Source organism: Pseudomonas morbosilactucae (genome assembly GCF_023241665.1).
GTDB lineage: Bacteria > Pseudomonadota > Gammaproteobacteria > Pseudomonadales > Pseudomonadaceae > Aquipseudomonas > Aquipseudomonas morbosilactucae.
This window is the reverse complement of the sequence record NZ_JALQCX010000022.1, coordinates 22,812-39,889: the sequence shown is the minus strand read 5'-3', so window position 1 is coordinate 39,889 and position 17,078 is coordinate 22,812. Positions and strand designations below refer to the sequence as shown.

Below are 17,078 nucleotides of genomic sequence, written 5' to 3'. Positions count from 1 at the left end.
TCCTTCCCGGACACCCCGCCGGTTAGTTGATGACGCTGGCCGGCAGGTCTCCTGACTGGCGCGTCATCACCTGGCTCCAGCCTTCCCGGGGTGACCCAGTGGCATGCTTCGGGAGCAGGCTCGGCGCCTACAGTTGCGGGGGCAGTTCCGTTTCAGCGCTCGCTTGGAGGCTGACGGATTCCCTATTATTTCCTTGCGGAAACCGGCGGGCAGCATGGTAAAGGATAGGCAGACGTCAGACCACGCTTGTTTTTGGCCAGCGGCGGCTGCGCTGCCGCACGGCTGAGTAAAAGGCGTTGAGAATCGCTACGAATTGCCACTGAAATGTTATAGAGTAACCGCCGTTTGCCCCTGGCCGCTCCGGCGGGGCGTCTTAATCCACCCTCTGCGTTGCGAAACCCCCATGACACACGCTGCTGTCCCTCACTCCGGCACCGCTGCCGGCCGCCTGCTTTCCATTGATGCATTGCGCGGGCTGGTGATCGTTTTCATGCTGCTTGACCATGTCCGCGAAACCTTTTTCCTGCATCGCCAGGTGATCGACCCCATGGATGTCACCAGCACCGAGCCGTCGCTGTTTTTTAGCCGGACCCTGGCCCACCTGTGTGCGCCGGTGTTTGTCTTGCTCACGGGGCTGTCGGCGTATCTGTTCGGTGAGAAGTACGCGGGCAAGGCGGATGTCTGCGCCTTTCTGTTCAAGCGCGGCCTGTTCCTGGTGCTGCTGGAAATCACGTTGGTGAACTTTGCCTGGACCTTCCAGCTACCGCCCACGGTGATCTACCTGCAAGTGATCTGGGCCATCGGTCTGAGCATGCTGGCCCTGTCGGCCATGGTCTGGCTGCCCCGGGCGCTGTTGCTGGTGCTGAGTGTGGGGATCATTGCCGGGCACAACCTGCTGGACGGCCTGCACTTTCCCCTGGAGTCGGCCCTGCATGTGCCGTGGGCGGTGTTGCATGACCGCGGTTGGATCGAGTTTTCCGACACCTTGCGCCTGCGCACGTCCTACCCGGTGCTGCCGTGGATCGGCGTGATCGGCCTGGGTTATGCCCTGGGCCCGTGGTTTGCTCGCGGGGCGGACGCGGCCCTGCGTCAACGGCGTTTGTGGCTGTGCGGTGTGGCCGGCCTGCTGGGCTTTGTCGCCCTGCGCCTGGTCAACGGCTACGGCGAGAAGCCCATGGCCCAGGCGGACAGCGCGATGCAGACGCTGATGGGCTTCTTCAACATCACCAAGTACCCGCCGTCCTTGCTGTTCATCACCCTGACCCTGAGCGTCGGCCTGTTGCTGTTGCTGTGGTTCGAGCGGCGCCAGGGCAGTGCCTGGATGCGGCCGCTGACGGTGTTCGGGTCGGCACCGATGTTCTTCTACCTGCTGCACCTGTATGTGCTCAAGGTCCTGTACTTGCTGAGCGTGGCGCTGTTCGGCCTGAACCAGGGCCAGTACTTCGGCTTCGACGGCATCTGGGCCGTGTGGCTGGTGTCGGCCTTGCTGGCGGTGGCGCTGTACCCGCCGGTGCGCTGGTTCTCGGCGTTGAAGGCACGACGCCGGGACATCGCCTGGTTGAAGTACCTGTAGCCCCTGACCGCCCATCGCCCTTTGGGGTGCTGGGCGGTTTTTTTTGTCGACCGAGGCAATGCTCGCTTGAACGGACCAGTGCAACTCTTTACTGTATATAAACCCAGTACCGAGAATCGTCATGCAGCTGATCGACAAGTTGAGCATCCTCGCCGACGCGGCCAAATACGACGCCTCCTGCGCCAGCAGCGGTGCGCCAAAACGCAGCTCCGCCGGCCAGTCCGGGCTGGGCTCGACCAATGGCATGGGCATCTGCCACAGCTACACGCCAGACGGTCGTTGCGTCTCACTGCTGAAGATCCTGCTCACCAACTTCTGCCTCTACGACTGCCAATACTGCGTCAACCGTCGTTCCAGCGACGTGCCCCGGGCGCGCTTCAGCCCCGAGGAAGTGGTGACCCTGACCCTGGATTTCTACCGGCGCAATTGCGTCAGCGGGCTGTTCCTCAGCTCCGGCATCATCCGCTCGGCGGACTACACCATGGAACAGTTGGTGCGGGTCGCCAAGTTGCTGCGTGAAGAGCACGAGTTCCGTGGTTACATCCACCTGAAAACCATCCCCGAAGCCGACCCGCTGCTGATCGCCGAAGCGGGGCGTTACGCCGATCGCCTCAGCGTCAACATCGAACTGCCCACCGACCAGGGGCTGCAGAGCCTGGCCCCGGAAAAACAACTGGGCTCGATCAAGCGGGCCATGGGCACCATCTACACGGGCGAGCAAACCGTGCTCAACGAGCCGCGGGCCCCGCGTTTCGCCCCAGCGGGGCAGAGCACCCAGATGATCGTGGGCGCCGACGACACCGACGACAGCACCATCCTCCACAGCGCCGAAAGCCTGTACGGCGACTTCCGCCTGCGCCGGGTCTACTACTCGGCCTTCAGCCCCATTCCCAACAGCCCGAAAAGCGTGCCCCTGGCCGCGCCGCCGCTGATGCGCGAGCACCGTCTGTATCAGGCGGATTTCCTACTGCGCAGTTACGGCTTCAAGGCCGACGAGTTGCTCAAGGGGCCGGGGCACCTGGCCCTGGACATGGACCCCAAGCTGGCCTGGGCCCTGGACAACCGCAGCGTCTTCCCCCTGGACCTGAACCGCGCCGAGCCGAGCCTGATCGCGCGCATCCCCGGCATCGGCCTGCGCACCACCCAGCGCCTGGTGGAACTGCGCCGGGAGCGGCGAATTCGCTACGAAGACCTGGCCCGCATGCGCTGCGTGCTGAGCAAGGCCAAGCCGTTTTTCATCACCAGCGATTACCACCCGCAACAGGCCGAAACCAGCAGCACGCTGCTCTATCAGCAATTGCGCGAGCGGCCGCAACCGCAGCAAATGGGGCTGTGGGGATGATTCGCCTGGACTGCGACGAGCTGTTCGCCACCTGGCGCCAGCAAGCGCGCTGGTTGCTCAGCCATTCCATTGACCCGAGCCGGGTCAGTTGGTCCGATGCCCAGGTGCAGGACCTGTTTGCCACCGATGAAGAATGCCCGCCCGGGATGGGGCCGTTCCAGGCGCGAATTCCCCAGGCCTTGCTCGGCCTGCTGGAGCGCGCCGCCTGTTATCGCGGCGAGCAGCGCTGGAGCCTGTTGTACGAGGTGCTGTGGCGGGTCAGCCACGGTGATCGCACGGCCATGCTCAGCGGCGATCAACTGGGCAGCGAGTTGCAGCGGCGGATCAAGCAGGTGAGTCGCGAGGCGCATCACCTGCATGCGTTTGTGCGTTTTGTCGCGGTGCCACCCTGTCCGCAAATGCTGCAAGGGGCAGAGGTCGACTTGGTGCAGCCGCACTACGTGGCCTGGCATGAGCCGGCCCATGACATCCTGGCCAGCGCCAGCGAGCACTTTATCGGGCGCATGGGCCGGCATCGCTGGATGATCGCCACACCCCGGGACGGGGTGTATTACGACGGCCATGAACTGATTGTGCACCGCCATTGCCCGCAGGCCTGGCAGCAGCTTGCACAAAGCGTCGAAGACCCCGGCGGCGAGATGTGGCTGGCCTACTACAGCCACATCTTCAACCCCGCACGGCTCAACCCCAAGGTCATGCAAGGGCATTTCCCGGCACGCTTCTGGAAGAACCTGCCGGAAGGGCCGCTGATTCCCGGGCTGATCAGCGAAGCCCGCCACGGCAAGCAGCGGGATGGGCAGGCCAGCCAGGTGGCCAACCGCCGTGGCAAACGTATTGGTAGCGGGCCCCAAGGGCCGATTTGAAATGGACGATCAAGGAGCGTCACGGATGGATGATGGTAAGGGCATTACCGAGGAGTTCTGGTCGAAGGCAGTGAGTGATGACGCCAAGATGCTATGGCGGGTGGGGAGTCGCGGGATGACGTTCCTGGCGGCGTTGCTGTTGCCCAAAACGGGCTTCAAGGGGGTGGATATCGCGGTCGGGGTACTGACCATGCTCATCCCGTTGCTGGTGATTGAAACGCAGCGGGCCTACTCGAAGTTTTCTCCGGGCTTTCTCGCCCGGGTGATCCGCGCCTGTGTCTTCGCCAGCGGTATCGCCATGGCTTGCCTGGGGCTGTTGATCTATTTCGGCATCGTATTGCCCCTGGTTTCGGGGATTGGCCTGCATTTTTTTCAGCAGAGCGTCAGCCTCAACGAAGATCCGCACAATAACGTGCAGCTCATGATGTTCTGGTGGATGGCCGGGTTGACCGTGGTGGCCCTGGTGTACAGCGTGGTCAGCAACTTTCGCGAGACGAAGATTTTCGAGATCGTCTATCACCTTCCACGCAACAAGGTGGAAGAGCTGATGCGCGGGCGACCCTTGCGTGCCAGCAACTGGCCGATGTTCGTCTGGTTCGAACTCTCGGTGCTGGTGGTCAGTTGTCTCTATACCTTCATGGCTGCGCAGACGGCGCTTCTGGTCGTCAATGGCTTGCAACAGGTGCTGGAGCTGCTGGAGGGTCGGTTGTAGCCTGGCAAGCCCGCCTTCGCCGGGGCGAAGGGCGGGACTGCAGTATGACCACTCAACTTGCCTGGGGCCGGGCCGGCCTCAGAAGCTGTATTTGAAACTGGTCATCAGGTTGCGCGGTGCGCCGTAGTTCCCGTAGAGGCCGGCGTTGCTGTAGTACTCGCGGTCGAACAGGTTGTTCAGGTTGAGCGAGGCACTGAGGTTGCGGCTGATGTCGTAGCGGGCCATCAGGTTGGTGACGGCGTAGCTGCCCTGGGTAAAGGTGTGCAGGTCGTTGCCGACCTTGCTCTGCCAGTTGACCCCGCCGCCCACGGTCAGCTTGTCCAGCGGCCCGTGCAGGCGGTAGCTGGTGAAGGTCTTGAAGCTGTTGCGCGGCAGGCCGGTGTTGATGCGCTGGTCGTCGGCATCGGTGGTGACCGAGTAGGTGTAGCCCGCCGAAGCTTGCCAGCCTTCGGCCAGTTCGCCGTTGAATTCCAGCTCCACCCCCTTGGAGGTGGTGTCTTGCTCGGCGCTGTAGACGTTGTCGTGTTGCCAGATCGCCAGGTTGTCCTGTTGCAGCTTGTACAGCGCCAGGCTGGAATTCAGGCGGCCGTCGAAGTGGCTGCCCTTGATCCCGAGCTCATAACCCTTGCCTTCCATCGGGTCCAGGGGCTTGTTCTCTTCGCTGCGAACCCAGGACGCCTGGGGGTTGAAGATGCTGGTGTAGCTGGCGTACACCGACCAGGTGTCGTCCAGGTCGTAGACCACCCCGGCGTAGGGAATGAACACGCCGTTCTCTTCGCGATTGACTTGGGTTTCGGTGCCGCCGTACGGGCTGTCGGTGGTGTCGCGTTTCCAGTCGATGACCCGGCTGCCGAGGATCAGGCTCAGGTCGTCGGTCAGGCGAAAGCGCGAGGTCAGGTAGGCCGCGTACTGGTTTTCATCCATCGCCGACTTGCCGCTGACGGTGAACTCCGGTTTGGGCGAGTGGCCGTCCCAGTCGTTCAGGTCGTCGATGACCCCAGCCGGGGAGCCGGCGTAGTCGTAGCGCCAGCCGCCCCAATTGGGCGTGCGCTCCTTGTACTGGGACAGGGTCACGCCGCCGATCAGCTCGTGCTCGCGGCCGAACAGGCTGAAGGGGCCAGTGACGTACAGGTCGAGGTTGTCCTGGCGCGGGGTGCCGGAGAAGCGCACCGGCAACTGGGTGGCGCCGCTGCCGTCCTTGTTGACGTCGCCCATGGCGAAGTTGAACACCTCGTCGAACTGGTTCTCGGCGTGGGTGAACTCGATCTTGCCGCTCCAGCCGTTGCCCAGTTGCTGCTCGATGGAGGCGAAGTAACTGCTTTGCTGGTGATCGTTGTAGGACCAGGTCGGCGCGGTGTTGGTGGAGCGCTTGAAGTCGGTGCGTTCACCGGTGCTGAAGCGCGTGGGCAGGCCGGTGCGCAGCGGCGAGTCGACGTCGGTGCGCTGGTAGCTGAAGCCCAGGGTCAGCAGGGTGTCTTCGGTGAGGTCGAACTCGCTGATGCCGTACATCAGTTGGGTCTTTTGCTTGAAGCGGTCGACCCAGGCGCTTTCGGTCTTGTAGTCGGCCACTAGGCGCCCGCGCACATTGCCACTGTCGGTCAGTGGCCCGGAGACGTCGACGCCGCCGCCATAGCGGTCCCAGGTTCCGGCCTGGCCGGTGATGCTGGCTTGGGCCTCGCTGGTGGGGCGCTTGCGGATCAGGTTGATGGTGGCCGACGGGTTGCCCATGCCGCTGATCAGGCCGCTGGCGCCGCGCACCACTTCCACCCGGTCATACATCGCCATGCTTTGGGAGTAGTTATCGAGGCGGGTGTTGGTGGGCACGCCGTCGATCTCGTAGTTCTGGATGGCGAAGCCGCGGGACCAGTAGCTGTCGGTTTCCGCGCCCAGGCCGTCGCGGGTGACGATGATGCCCGGGGTGGCTTCCAGGGTGTCGGTCAGGGTGCTGAGGTTCTGGTCGTCGATGCGCTGGCGGGTCATTACGGTGATCGACTGTGGGGTTTCCCGGGGCGTCAGGTTGAGCCGGGTCGAGCTGCTGGAGGAGTAGGTGGTGTACTCGCCGGTGCCTTCGGTGATGGAGCCTGGTGCCTTGCCTGAGATCGACACCGGGTTCAGTTCCAGGCTGCCGTCTGCGCTGCGGGCTTCCAGGGAGTAGTTGCCATTGGCGCCGCGCACGGCTTGCAGGCCGGTGCCGGCCAGCAGCAGGGTCAAGCCGCTGTCGACTGCATACCGGCCCTTGAGGCCGGGGCTGCTGCGGCCTTCGGTCAGGGTCGCCGGGTAGGACAGCAGAATGTGCGCGGTCTGGCCGAAACGGGCGAGGGCGCCGGCCAGGTTGCCCGGCGCAATGTCGAACTCCACTTGGGCCTGTTCGGCCGCCTGGGCCCAGGCCGGCAGCAGCACGGCGGTGCTGGTGGCGGTCAGGCAGACCAGGCCCTGGGCTACGGCGCCGGCGAGGTTTTGCTTGAGTGAAAAGGGCCGGTTGCGGCGTGGCTGTGCGGCGAATGACATGGGTTGCTCCCCCTGCAAATGAATGTTCTGGGGGTTAAGTCTCGCGAGCACGAAAAACAGACCACCTGTAGGCAAAAATATTTTTAACCCAGGTCGGTGCGGGGTTTCAGGGTCACCCAATAACGTGTGAATTGACGGACCTGCAGGTGCAGGGTCTCGGCCACGGCGAACAGCACGCGGTCGGTATCGCCCAAGGGAAAGGTCCCCGAAACCGGCAGCCTGGCCAGGCTCGGGTCGCAGGCCAGGTGGCCCGGGCGGTAACGCCCCAACTCCTCGAGAAACTCCGCCAGGGGCTGCCCCTGGGCCACCAGCATGCCCAGGCTCCAGGCCGGTTGCGGGTTGTTTTGGGCCTGGCGCAGCAGCAGGCCGTGACGATTGAAACGGGCCAACTCGCCGGCTGCCAGGGACAAGCTCGCGTGCCCGGTATCCCGCGGGCGCAGGGTCAGGTTGCCCTGGTAGACCACCAGTTCGGTGTGCCCGGCTTGTTGGCGCACACTGAAGCGCGCCGACGCGCTGTCGATCCAGCCTTCGGCGGTTTCAACGCTCAGGGGCAGGGCCGAGGTTTGCCGCGTCAATGTGAGCAGCAACTCGCCGCGCAGCAGTTTGATGCGCCGCTGCTGCTGATCGAAGCGCACCGCGATTGCGGTATCCGTGTTGAGCTGCACCTGGGTCTGGTCGGCCAGGGTGACGCGTCGTTGTTGGCGACCTGGGTGCTGTAGTCGGCGCTCCAATCCTGCATCAGGGCGGTGTCCCGTGCGGCCCAGGCCCCGGCACCGGCCGCCAGCAGCAGGCCCAGTTGCTTGAGGGCACGGCGGCGGCCGAGGTTCGGTGCCAGGGTGGCGCGGGCCAGTTCGCTGTGGCCCTGGCTGCGCACCTGCTGCAGGCGCTGGGTCAGGGCCTCGGCCCGTTGCCAGGCTTGCTCATGCTGCGGATGGGCCTGGCGCCAGCGTTGCCAGGCGGCGAGGGTGGCGGAACTGACCTCGGGTTCTTGCAGGTCGAGCTGCCATTGCATGGCCTGCTCGGCCATATCCAGGTCGAGGGCTTGGGGCGCGGTGCTCAAGGACGGTTTCACGAGAGCCCCAGGCTGTCGTCGAAGAGGATGCACTGGGCCCCGGCCTTGACGATGTAGCGCTTGACCGTGGTGACCGAGATTTGCAGGCGCTCGGCGATCTGTTCATGGCCCAGGCCATCGAGCTGCGACCAGAGAAAGGCCTGGCGTACTGCGGGCTCCAGGCGTTCGAGCACGGCATCCAGCTGGGTCAGGGTTTCCAGGAGGATGGCCTGGGTCTCCAGGTCTGGCACGACATGGGCGGGCAACTGCTGCAACGCTTCAAGGTAGGCCCGCTCCAGCTTCTGGCGCCGGTAGTGGTTGCTCAGTACGCTCTGCGCCACCTTGGCCAGGAAGCTCCGCGGCGCCTGGATCTGCACCGGCTCGGGCTTGGCCAGCAGCCGCACAAAGGTGTCCTGGGCCAGGTCGGCGGCGCTGTCGGAGCAGTTCAGCCGCAGGCGCAGCCAGTTTTTCAGCCACTGATGTTGCTGGCGATACAGCAGGGTCAGATCGCTGGCACTGGCTTGAGCAGGTGAAGGCATGGCGAAAAGATACCGGGGCAGGAAAGTCGCGAATGATAACTCTTATCATATAGATCGCTACCCTGGCTCGGCAAGATAAGTCTGATGCCCCTCGGAAATAGGCTGACAGTTGGGCTTCTCGACATAAAAAAGCCCGCCCCTGGCAAGCAGGGGCGGGCTGGGTGGAACCGGGCGCGATCAGACCTTGACGATCCAACCCTCTGGCGCTTCCACGTCGCCGGTCTGCACACCGGTCAGCTCTTTGTAGAGCTTCTGGGTGATCGGGCCGACTTCTTTTTCGCTGAAGAACACGTGCAGTTTTTCCTGGTACTCGATGCCGCCGATCGGCGTGATCACCGCAGCGGTACCGCAGGCACCGGCTTCCTTGAAGTCCGAGAGCTTGTCGATCAGCACGTCGCCTTCGATCACTTCCAGGCCCAGACGGGTCTTGGCCAGCTCGATCAGCGACAGGCGGGTGATGCCCGGCAGTACCGATGGCGAGTTCGGGGTGACGAATTTGTTGTCGTGGGTGATGCCGAAGAAGTTGGCCGAACCGACTTCCTCGATCTTGGTGTGGGTCAGCGGGTCCAGGTAGATGCAGTCGGCGAAGCTGGCCTTCTTGGCCTGGGAGCCGGGCATCAGGCTGGCGGCGTAGTTGCCACCGACCTTGGCGGCGCCGGTGCCTTGCGGTGCCGCACGGTCGTAGCTGGAGATCAGGAAGTTGTGCGGGGTCAGGCCGCCCTTGAAGTAGGCGCCGACCGGGATGCAGAAGATCGAGAAAATGAACTCGGGGGCGGTGCGCACGCCGATGTTGTCACCCACGCCGATCACGAACGGACGCAGGTACAGGGCGCCGCCGGTGCCGTAAGGCGGGATGAAGCGCTCGTTGGCACGAACCACTTCCTTGCAGGCTTCGATGAACTGCTCGGTGGACACCTGGGGCATCAGCAGGCGTGCGCAGCTGCGTTGCATGCGGGCGGCGTTCTGGTCCGGGCGGAACAGGTTGATCGAGCCGTCCTTGCAACGGTAGGCCTTGAGGCCTTCGAAGCATTGCTGGCCGTAGTGCAGGGCGGTGGAGCCCTCGCTGATGTGCAGCACATTGTCTTCGGTCAGGGAGCCTGAGTCCCAGGCGCCGTCACGCCAGTGCGACAGATAGCGTTTATCTGTCTTGATGTAGTCAAAACCCAACTTGTCCCAATTGATACTTTCGTTACCCATGACACCCTCTATCGCTTAACAACCGCCGCAACGGCTCAAGGCTTCTGACGTTTTTTTGGATGGGCACAACAATACTGCATTCCAGGGGTAAATCGCAGCCCGGGCGATGGGGGGAACGGCAAAAATCTTAGCCTGCTCACGATCTTTCCTCCTCCGCCACGGGATGCCAATTCACGCCGCCGGTTTTTCTGTCTACAGATGCAAGGCGTGGCCCAGTGCGCGCAGCGCCGCTTCCTGTACCGCTTCACCCAGTGTGGGGTGGGCGTGGATGGTGCCGGCGATGTCTTCCAGGCGTGCGCCCATTTCCAGGGATTGGGCAAAGGCCGTGGACAGCTCGGACACGCCGACCCCCACCGCCTGCCAACCGACAATCAGGTGATTGTCACGGCGCGCCACCACCCGCACGAAGCCGCTTTTCGACTCCAGGGTCATGGCTCGGCCGTTGGCGGCGAAGGGGAAGCTCGACACCAGGCAGTCCAGCCCGGCCGCCTTGGCCTCGTCCGGGGTCTTGCCGACCACCACCAGTTCCGGGTCGGTGAAGCATACCGCCGGGATCGCCGCCGGGTTGAACTCGCGGTGCTGGCCGGCGATCAGCTCGGCGACCATCTCGCCCTGGGCCATGGCCCGGTGCGCCAACATAGGTTCGCCGCTCAGGTCGCCGATGGCCCAGACGTTGCGCATGCTGGTCTGGCAGCGGTTGTCGATCTTGATCGCCGCGCCCTGCATGTCCAGGTTCAGGGCTTCCAGGTTCCAGCCCTGGGTGTTGGGCTTGCGGCCGACCGCCACCAGCACTTGGTCGGTTTCCAGGTTCAGGGTCTCGCCGTCGGGCGCGCTGACCTGCAGGGTGCTGCTGGCGGCATCGAACCCCTGGACGCTGTGCTTGAGGTAAAGCTTGATGCCCAGCTGTTTCACCGACTCCAGTACGGGCTGGGTCAGCTCGGCGTCATAGGCCGGAAGCATGCGTTCCTGGGCCTCGACCACACTGACGTCCGCCCCCAGCTTGCGGTAGGCGATGCCCAGCTCCAGGCCGATGTAGCCGCCGCCCACCACGATCAAACGCTTGGGCAGGGCCTTGGGCGCCAGGGCTTCGGTGGACGAGATGATCGGCCCGCCAAGGGGCAGCATCGGCAGGTTGACGCTTTTCGAACCCGTGGCCAGCAGCAGGTGCTCGCACTGGATGCGGGTATTGGCGCTGCTGACCTCGACGGTCTTGCCATCGATCACCTGGGCCCAGCCCTGGATCACCTGGACCTTGTGTTTCTTCAGCAGGGCGGCAACGCCGGTGGTCAGGCGGTCGACGATGCCGTCTTTCCATTCCACGCTCTTGCCGATGTTCAGGGTCGGCGCTGCCACTTCGATGCCCAGGGCCGAGCCCTGGCTGTGATGGCGGGTCTGGTGAAACTGCTCAGCGACATGGATCAGCGCCTTGGACGGGATGCAGCCGATGTTCAGGCAGGTGCCGCCCAGGGACTGGCCTTCCACCAGGATCGTGGAAATGCCCAGCTGGCCGGCACGGATCGCGGCCACATAACCGCCAGGGCCGCCACCGATGATCAGCAGTTGCGTATTCAGAATCTGTTGCATGGGTGCTCCACGGATCATCAATCCACAAACAAGGTGGCGGGTTGTTCCAGCAGGCCGCGAATGGCCTGGATGAATTGCGCTGCGTCCATGCCATCAATCACCCGGTGATCGAAGGAACTGGAGAGGTTCATCATCTTGCGGATCACAATCTGGCCCTTGATCACCACGGGGCGCTCGACGATTTTATTGACCCCGACAATCGCCACTTCCGGCAGGTTGAGCACTGGGGTGCTGACGATGCCGCCCAGGGCGCCGAGGCTGGTGAGGGTGATGGTGGAGCCGGACAGTTCGTCCCGCGCTGCCTTGCCGCTGCGGGCGGCCTTGGCCAGACGCGAGATTTCCTCGGCATTGCCCCACAGGCTGCGGGCTTCGGCGTGGCGCACCACCGGCACCATCAGGCCGACGTCGCTTTGGGTGGCGACCCCGACATGCACCGCGCCGTGGCGGGTGATGACCTGGGCTTCATCGTCGTAACGGGCGTTGATCTGCGGGAAGTCCCGCAGGGCCACGACCAGGGCCCGCACCAGAAACGGCAGCAAGGTCAGCTTGCCGCGGCTGGCGCCGTATTTTTCATTGAGCTGGGCACGCAGTTCTTCCACGGCGGTGACGTCCACTTCCTCGACGTAGCTGAAGTGGGCGGCGCGCTGGGTGGCTTCCTGCATGCGCTGGGCGATCTTACGGCGCATGCCGATCACCTGGACCTGCTCTTCATCGTGGCGCTCGGCGTAGGCCGGGCCTGCGGTCGAGTGGCTGCGCGACGGTTGGCTGCCCTGGGCCAGGTAGGCGTCCAAGTCTTCGTGGAGCACGCGCCCGGCGGGGCCGCTGCCTTGCACCAGGCGCAGCTGGATGCCCAGGTCCAAGGCGTGTTTGCGCACGGCCGGCGAAGCCAGGGGGCGTTCCTCGGCCTCTCGGGCCACCGGGGCCTGGGGCGCCGCGCGGCAGGAGGCGGGCTTGTTCTCGAGCGCGGTTTTTTCCACCGACGGCGTTGCAACGGCGGGTGCCGGCTGCGGCGCAGGCGCCGCTTCTTTTGCCGCCGCAGGGGCCTGGGCGGCCTCCTTGAGGTTGCCCGCGCCTTCCACTTCGATGCTGATCAGGATGCTGCCCACGGCCATCACTTCACCGGGCTCGCCGCCCAGGGAAATCACCTTGCCGTGAACCGGGGAGGGGATGTCGACCATGGCTTTGTCGGTCATCACGTCCGCCAGCACCTGGTCTTCAATCACCAGATCGCCGACTTTCACGTGCCACTGCGCCAGTTCCACTTCTGCGATGCCTTCGCCGATGTCCGGCATCTTGATAACGTGCGTGCCCATTCAGACCTCCATGACCCGTTGCAGCGCCGCGCCCACTCGGGACGGCCCTGGGAAATACGCCCACTCCTGCGCGTGGGGGTAGGGCGTGTCCCAACCCGTGACGCGTTCGATCGGGGCTTCCAGGTGGTGGAAGCAGTGTTCCTGCACCAGCGACACCAGCTCGGCACCGAAACCGCAGGTGCGCGTGGCTTCATGCACCACCACACAGCGGCCGGTCTTTTTCACCGACTTGACGATGGTGTCCAGGTCCAGGGGCCACAGGCTGCGCAGGTCGATGACCTCGGCGTCGATGCCGGTTTCCTCGGCCGCCACTTGCGACACATAGACGGTGGTGCCGTAGGTGAGGATGGTCACGTCCTTGCCCGGACGGGTGATGGCCGCCACGTCCAGCGGCACTTTGTAGTAGCCGTCCGGCACTTGCGCCGACGGGTGTTTCGACCAGGGCGTAACCGGGCGATCGTGGTGGCCGTCGAACGGGCCGTTGTACAGGCGCTTGGGTTCGAGAAAGATCACCGGGTCATCGTTTTCGATGGAGGCGATCAGCAGGCCCTTGGCGTCGTAGGGGTTGGACGGCATGACGGTGCGCAGGCCGCAGACCTGGGTGAACATCGCCTCGATGCTCTGGCTGTGGGTCTGGCCGCCGTAGATGCCGCCGCCGCACGGCATGCGCAGGGTCATGGGCGCGGTGAACTGGCCGGCGGAGCGATAACGCAGGCGCGCGGCTTCGGAAATGATCTGGTCCGAGGCCGGGTAGACGTAGTCGGCGAACTGGATTTCCGCCACTGGCCGCAGGCCGTAGGCGCCCATGCCGATGGCTGCACCGACGATGCCGCTTTCGGAGATCGGCGCATCGAACACCCGCGAGGTGCCGTACTTGGCCTGCAGGCCCTCGGTGCAGCGGAACACGCCGCCGAAGTAGCCGACGTCCTGGCCGAACACCACGACGTTGTCGTCACGCTCAAGCATCACATCCATGGCCGAGCGCAGGGCCTGGATCATGGTCATGGTGGTCGTGGTCATGGCGGTGTCCAACTGGATAGCGTTGTTGTGATCGTTCATGTCAGATCCCCAGCTGCTGGCGTTGACGCTTGAGGTGCTCGGGCATGTCTTTGTAGACGTCCTCGAACATGGTGGCGGCGCTAGGGATCTGGCCGCCGGCGAGGGTGCCGAACTGCTCGGCTTCCTTCTGCGCGGCAATGACTTCGGCTTCCAGCTCGGCACTGACCGCCGCGTGTTCCTCTTCGGACCACTGGCCAATCTTGATCAGGTGCTGCTTGAGGCGGGCAATTGGGTCGCCCAGGGGAAAGTGGCTCCAGTCGTCAGCCGGGCGGTACTTGGACGGGTCGTCCGAGGTGGAGTGCGGGCCGGCGCGGTAGGTGACCCATTCGATCAGGGCCGGGCCGAGGTTGCGTCGGGCACGTTCGGCGGCCCAGCGCGAAGCGGCGTAGACCGCGATGAAGTCGTTGCCGTCGACCCGCAACGAGGCAATGCCGCAGCCCACGCCGCGTCCGGCGAAGGTGGTGGCTTCACCGCCAGCGATGGCCTGGAAGGTGGAAATCGCCCATTGGTTGTTGACCACGTTGAGGATCACCGGCGCGCGGTACACGTGGGCGAAGGTCAGGGCGGTGTGGAAGTCCGATTCGGCGGTGGCGCCGTCGCCGATCCAGGCCGAGGCAATCTTGGTGTCGCCCTTGATCGCCGAGGCCATGCCCCAACCCACCCCTTGCACGAACTGGGTCGCCAGGTTGCCGGAGATGGTGAAGAAGCCCGACTCGCGGACCGAATACATGATCGGCAGCTGGCGCCCCTTGAGCGGATCACGCTCGTTGGACAGCAGTTGGCAAATCATGTCCACCAGTGGCACGTCGCGAGCGATCAGGATGCTCTGCTGACGGTAGGTGGGAAAGCACATGTCATCGATGTTCAGGGCCAGGGCCTGGGCGCTGCCGATGGCTTCTTCGCCCAGGCTCTGCATGTAGAAGGACATCTTCTTCTGGCGCTGGGCGACCACCATGCGGTTGTCGAAGATCCGCGTCTTGAGCATGGCGCGCATGCCCTTGCGCAGGATCTCAACCGGTACGTCGGCGGCCCACTCGCCCAAGGCGTTGCCCTGGTCGTCGAGCACACGGATCAGGCCGCGGGCGAGGTCGGCGGTCTCGGCGGGTTCCACATCAATGGGGGGCTTGCGCACCAGGCCGGCATCGTTCAGGTGCAGGTAGGTGAAGTCGGTCTTGCAACCGGGACGGCCCGAGGGTTCGGGAACGTGCAGGCGCAGCGGTTCGTACGCTTGGTTCATGGCTTATTACGCTCGATCTTGTGAATTCTTGTAATTGGGCGCGCTTAGCTGACCGTTATTCCCTGGGTAAGGGAAATCTTGTCCTACAAACATCATAGGCCGGGCCAAGGAGAATATTTATCTGTGTTTCATTGCGCTGGCGGTTATTTGCAGATAAAAATTCTGCATAACCACAAAAAGAAGGTTGTTTTATCTCATGCGCAAACTGGACCGTACGGACATCGGCATTCTCAACAGCCTTCAGGAGAATGCCCGCATCACCAACGCCGACTTGGCCCGTTCGGTGAACCTGTCGCCCACCCCGTGTTTCAACCGGGTCAAGGCCATGGAGGAGTTGGGGGTGATCCGCGAGCAGGTGACCCTGCTGGATGCCGAGCTGCTGGGGCTGCACGTCAACGTGTTCATTCACGTCAGTCTGGAGAAACAGGTGGAGGAGGCCCTGCAGCACTTTGAAGAAGCCATCGCCGACCGCCCGGAAGTCATGGAGTGCTACCTGATGGCAGGTGACCCGGATTATTTGATCCGGGTGCTGGTGCCGACCATCCAGTCCTTGGAGCGCTTCATGATGGACTTCCTGACCAAGGTGCCGGGGGTGGCCAATATCCGCTCCAGCTTTGCCCTCAAGCAGGTGCGCTACAAGACCGCGCTGCCGCTGCCGGCCAATGGCCTGAGCTTGGGCAGCTAAGGCCGGACACAGGAGGCGGGCGGGGTTTTAGTGGGCGACCCCGGTCCACAGCTGTTCGAGGTAGTTGAAGTCCCAGTCCTCGGGGGCTTCACGGCCGATGATGCGTTCCTGGCCGCGCAACTTGGCCAGGTCGAGCACGCTTTGCTGGATCGGCAGGTTGGAGCGGGTCGAAAAGAACACCTTGACCTTGGGCATCAGCAGCGAGCTGGCATGTTGCTCCAGCACCACCCCCAGGCGTCCGCTTTGCAGGCGCACCAGGGAGCCCACCGGGTAAATGCCGACGCTTTTGACAAAGGCCTGGAACACCCGGGTGTCAAAATGGCCGTCCCAGCCGGACATGCGATGGATCGCCTCGGCCGGGTCCCAGCCGCGGTTGTAGGGGCGGTTTGAGGTCACCGCGTCATACACGTCGCAGACTGCGCCCATCTGCGCGAACAGGCTGATCTGCTCACCTTCCAATTGGTGCGGGTAGCCGGAGCCATCGACCTTTTCGTGGTGATGCAGGCACACGTCGAGCACCAGTGCGTCCACCTCCTGGCTTTGTCGCAGAATCTCGCTGCCGGCCTGGGGGTGGTGCTTGATCTGGTCGTATTCGCTGTCCGATAGCTTGTGCGGCTTGTTGAGGATGCTGTCGGGGATGGTCAGTTTGCCGATGTCATGCAACAGCCCGGCCATCCCGGCCTGTTGCACTTGCTGGGCGGGCAGTTCCAGTTGGCGAGCGAGGGCGATCATCAGGGCACACACCGCCACCGAATGCATGTAGCTGTAGTCATCGGCGGTTTTCAGCCGCGCCAGGCTGATCAGGGCGTTGGGGTGGCGCAGCAGGGAATCGGTGATGCGCTCCACCAGGGCGCCGGCGTGCTGCATGTCCACGGCCCGGCCCAGGCGCACCTCCTGGAACATGTTCATCACTGCTTGCCGGGAGTGGGCGCACAGCGTGCGTGCCCGTTCCAGTTCCTCGCTCATGGGCACCTGGGGCGGGCGGCGCAGGGTGGGCGCGGACAGCGCCTCGTCATGCTCGGTCATAACCGGCTCGCTGGGCGCAAGGTCCAGGCCTTTGGCCGAGTCGATCCAGAGGTTGTGCATACTGGAGCGTTGCAGACGCTGGTAGTCCTGGGGGCTGTCGAGGATGAAGCCGGCTTTCCAGAACGAGTGGTCCAGCCAGGAACCGCAGAATTGATGGATGTACATGCCCATCCGCAATTGATTCAACGCGATGAGTTTCAGCATAAAGGCACCTGCAGAGGGAGTGTTGGTCGTGATCACGTCGACTCCTTGTCGCCTTGATGGCACTTTGACCTTTCTGCGCAAAAAAATGTGCGGTCGCGGAGAGAAAATATTTTCTGGCCACGGCCGAAAGCCCGTTGAAGCCACTTTTTTACCGACCTGGAACCGGCGCAAACCCGCGGGCTTGA

Annotated in this window: 15 protein-coding genes and 1 riboswitch; of the genes, 5 read left to right on the top strand and 10 right to left on the bottom strand. The window is 63.8% G+C overall.

The window, feature by feature from the left end; translation table 11 throughout:
• Window positions 1–24 precede the first annotated feature (24 nt).
• Window positions 25–222, bottom strand: a riboswitch (cobalamin riboswitch).
• A 181-nt stretch (window positions 223–403) separates the two neighbouring features.
• From M1B35_RS13315 to M1B35_RS13300, 4 genes are all read left to right on the top strand, one after another.
• On the top strand, window positions 404–1,573 hold the full coding sequence (locus M1B35_RS13315; RefSeq protein WP_268262156.1) for an acetyltransferase domain-containing protein: 1,170 nt from the start codon (window positions 404–406) through the stop codon (window positions 1,571–1,573).
• 121 nt (window positions 1,574–1,694) lie between these two features.
• The gene (locus M1B35_RS13310; protein WP_123331955.1) at window positions 1,695–2,915 is read left to right on the top strand and encodes a putative DNA modification/repair radical SAM protein; all 1,221 of its coding nucleotides are present in this window, start codon (window positions 1,695–1,697) and stop codon (window positions 2,913–2,915) included.
• Window positions 2,912–3,778 carry a TIGR03915 family putative DNA repair protein gene (locus tag M1B35_RS13305; RefSeq protein WP_268262155.1) on the top strand — a complete coding sequence of 289 codons (867 nt, stop codon included), beginning with the start codon at window positions 2,912–2,914 and terminating at the stop codon, window positions 3,776–3,778. The genes M1B35_RS13310 and M1B35_RS13305 overlap by 4 nt, the downstream gene beginning before the upstream one ends.
• 25 nt (window positions 3,779–3,803) lie before the next feature.
• Window positions 3,804–4,490 carry a hypothetical protein gene (locus M1B35_RS13300; RefSeq protein ID WP_259740379.1) on the top strand — a complete coding sequence of 229 codons (687 nt, stop codon included), beginning with the start codon at window positions 3,804–3,806 and terminating at the stop codon, window positions 4,488–4,490.
• 78 nt (window positions 4,491–4,568) lie between these two features.
• Here M1B35_RS13300 and M1B35_RS13295 read toward each other — a convergent pair whose 3' ends face one another.
• From M1B35_RS13295 to M1B35_RS13255, 9 genes are all read right to left on the bottom strand, one after another.
• Window positions 4,569–6,998: a TonB-dependent siderophore receptor gene (locus M1B35_RS13295; protein WP_268262154.1), complete on the bottom strand. Its 2,430-nt coding sequence runs from the start codon at window positions 6,996–6,998 to the stop codon at window positions 4,569–4,571.
• Between the two features lie 83 nt (window positions 6,999–7,081).
• Window positions 7,082–7,663, bottom strand: a complete 582-nt coding sequence (locus M1B35_RS13290; protein WP_268262153.1) for a FecR domain-containing protein — start codon at window positions 7,661–7,663, stop codon at window positions 7,082–7,084.
• Entirely contained in the window at window positions 7,570–8,070 is a 501-nt protein-coding gene (locus M1B35_RS13285; protein WP_268262152.1) for a DUF4880 domain-containing protein, read from the bottom strand. The genes M1B35_RS13290 and M1B35_RS13285 overlap by 94 nt, the downstream gene beginning before the upstream one ends.
• Window positions 8,067–8,588 (bottom strand): sigma-70 family RNA polymerase sigma factor, encoded by a 522-nt coding sequence (locus M1B35_RS13280; protein ID WP_123331965.1) that lies wholly within the window; start codon window positions 8,586–8,588, stop codon window positions 8,067–8,069. The genes M1B35_RS13285 and M1B35_RS13280 overlap by 4 nt, the downstream gene beginning before the upstream one ends.
• Window positions 8,589–8,765: 177 nt before the next feature.
• Window positions 8,766–9,785, bottom strand: a complete 1,020-nt coding sequence (locus M1B35_RS13275; protein ID WP_123331967.1) for a branched-chain amino acid aminotransferase — start codon at window positions 9,783–9,785, stop codon at window positions 8,766–8,768.
• A 192-nt stretch (window positions 9,786–9,977) separates the two neighbouring features.
• On the bottom strand, window positions 9,978–11,369 hold the full coding sequence (gene lpdA / locus M1B35_RS13270; RefSeq protein ID WP_123331969.1) for a dihydrolipoyl dehydrogenase: 1,392 nt from the start codon (window positions 11,367–11,369) through the stop codon (window positions 9,978–9,980).
• Window positions 11,370–11,386: 17 nt separating this feature from the next.
• Entirely contained in the window at window positions 11,387–12,682 is a 1,296-nt protein-coding gene (locus tag M1B35_RS13265) for a dihydrolipoamide acetyltransferase family protein (RefSeq protein WP_268262151.1), read from the bottom strand.
• Complete coding sequence (locus M1B35_RS13260; RefSeq protein ID WP_123331973.1) at window positions 12,683–13,741, bottom strand: alpha-ketoacid dehydrogenase subunit beta; 1,059 nt, start codon at window positions 13,739–13,741, stop codon at window positions 12,683–12,685. It lies immediately after the preceding gene.
• Window position 13,742: 1 nt separating this feature from the next.
• The gene (locus M1B35_RS13255; RefSeq protein WP_123331975.1) at window positions 13,743–14,978 is read right to left on the bottom strand and encodes a 3-methyl-2-oxobutanoate dehydrogenase (2-methylpropanoyl-transferring) subunit alpha; all 1,236 of its coding nucleotides are present in this window, start codon (window positions 14,976–14,978) and stop codon (window positions 13,743–13,745) included.
• A 196-nt stretch (window positions 14,979–15,174) separates the two neighbouring features.
• Here M1B35_RS13255 and bkdR point away from each other — a divergent pair, with 196 nt between their 5' ends.
• Window positions 15,175–15,663 carry a Bkd operon transcriptional regulator BkdR gene (gene bkdR, locus M1B35_RS13250; protein ID WP_123331977.1) on the top strand — a complete coding sequence of 163 codons (489 nt, stop codon included), beginning with the start codon at window positions 15,175–15,177 and terminating at the stop codon, window positions 15,661–15,663.
• Window positions 15,664–15,690: 27 nt separating this feature from the next.
• On the opposite strand, the gene M1B35_RS13245 is transcribed toward bkdR, so the two are convergent.
• Window positions 15,691–16,893, bottom strand: a complete 1,203-nt coding sequence (locus M1B35_RS13245; protein ID WP_268262150.1) for a cyclic di-GMP phosphodiesterase — start codon at window positions 16,891–16,893, stop codon at window positions 15,691–15,693.
• Window positions 16,894–17,078 lie beyond the last annotated feature (185 nt).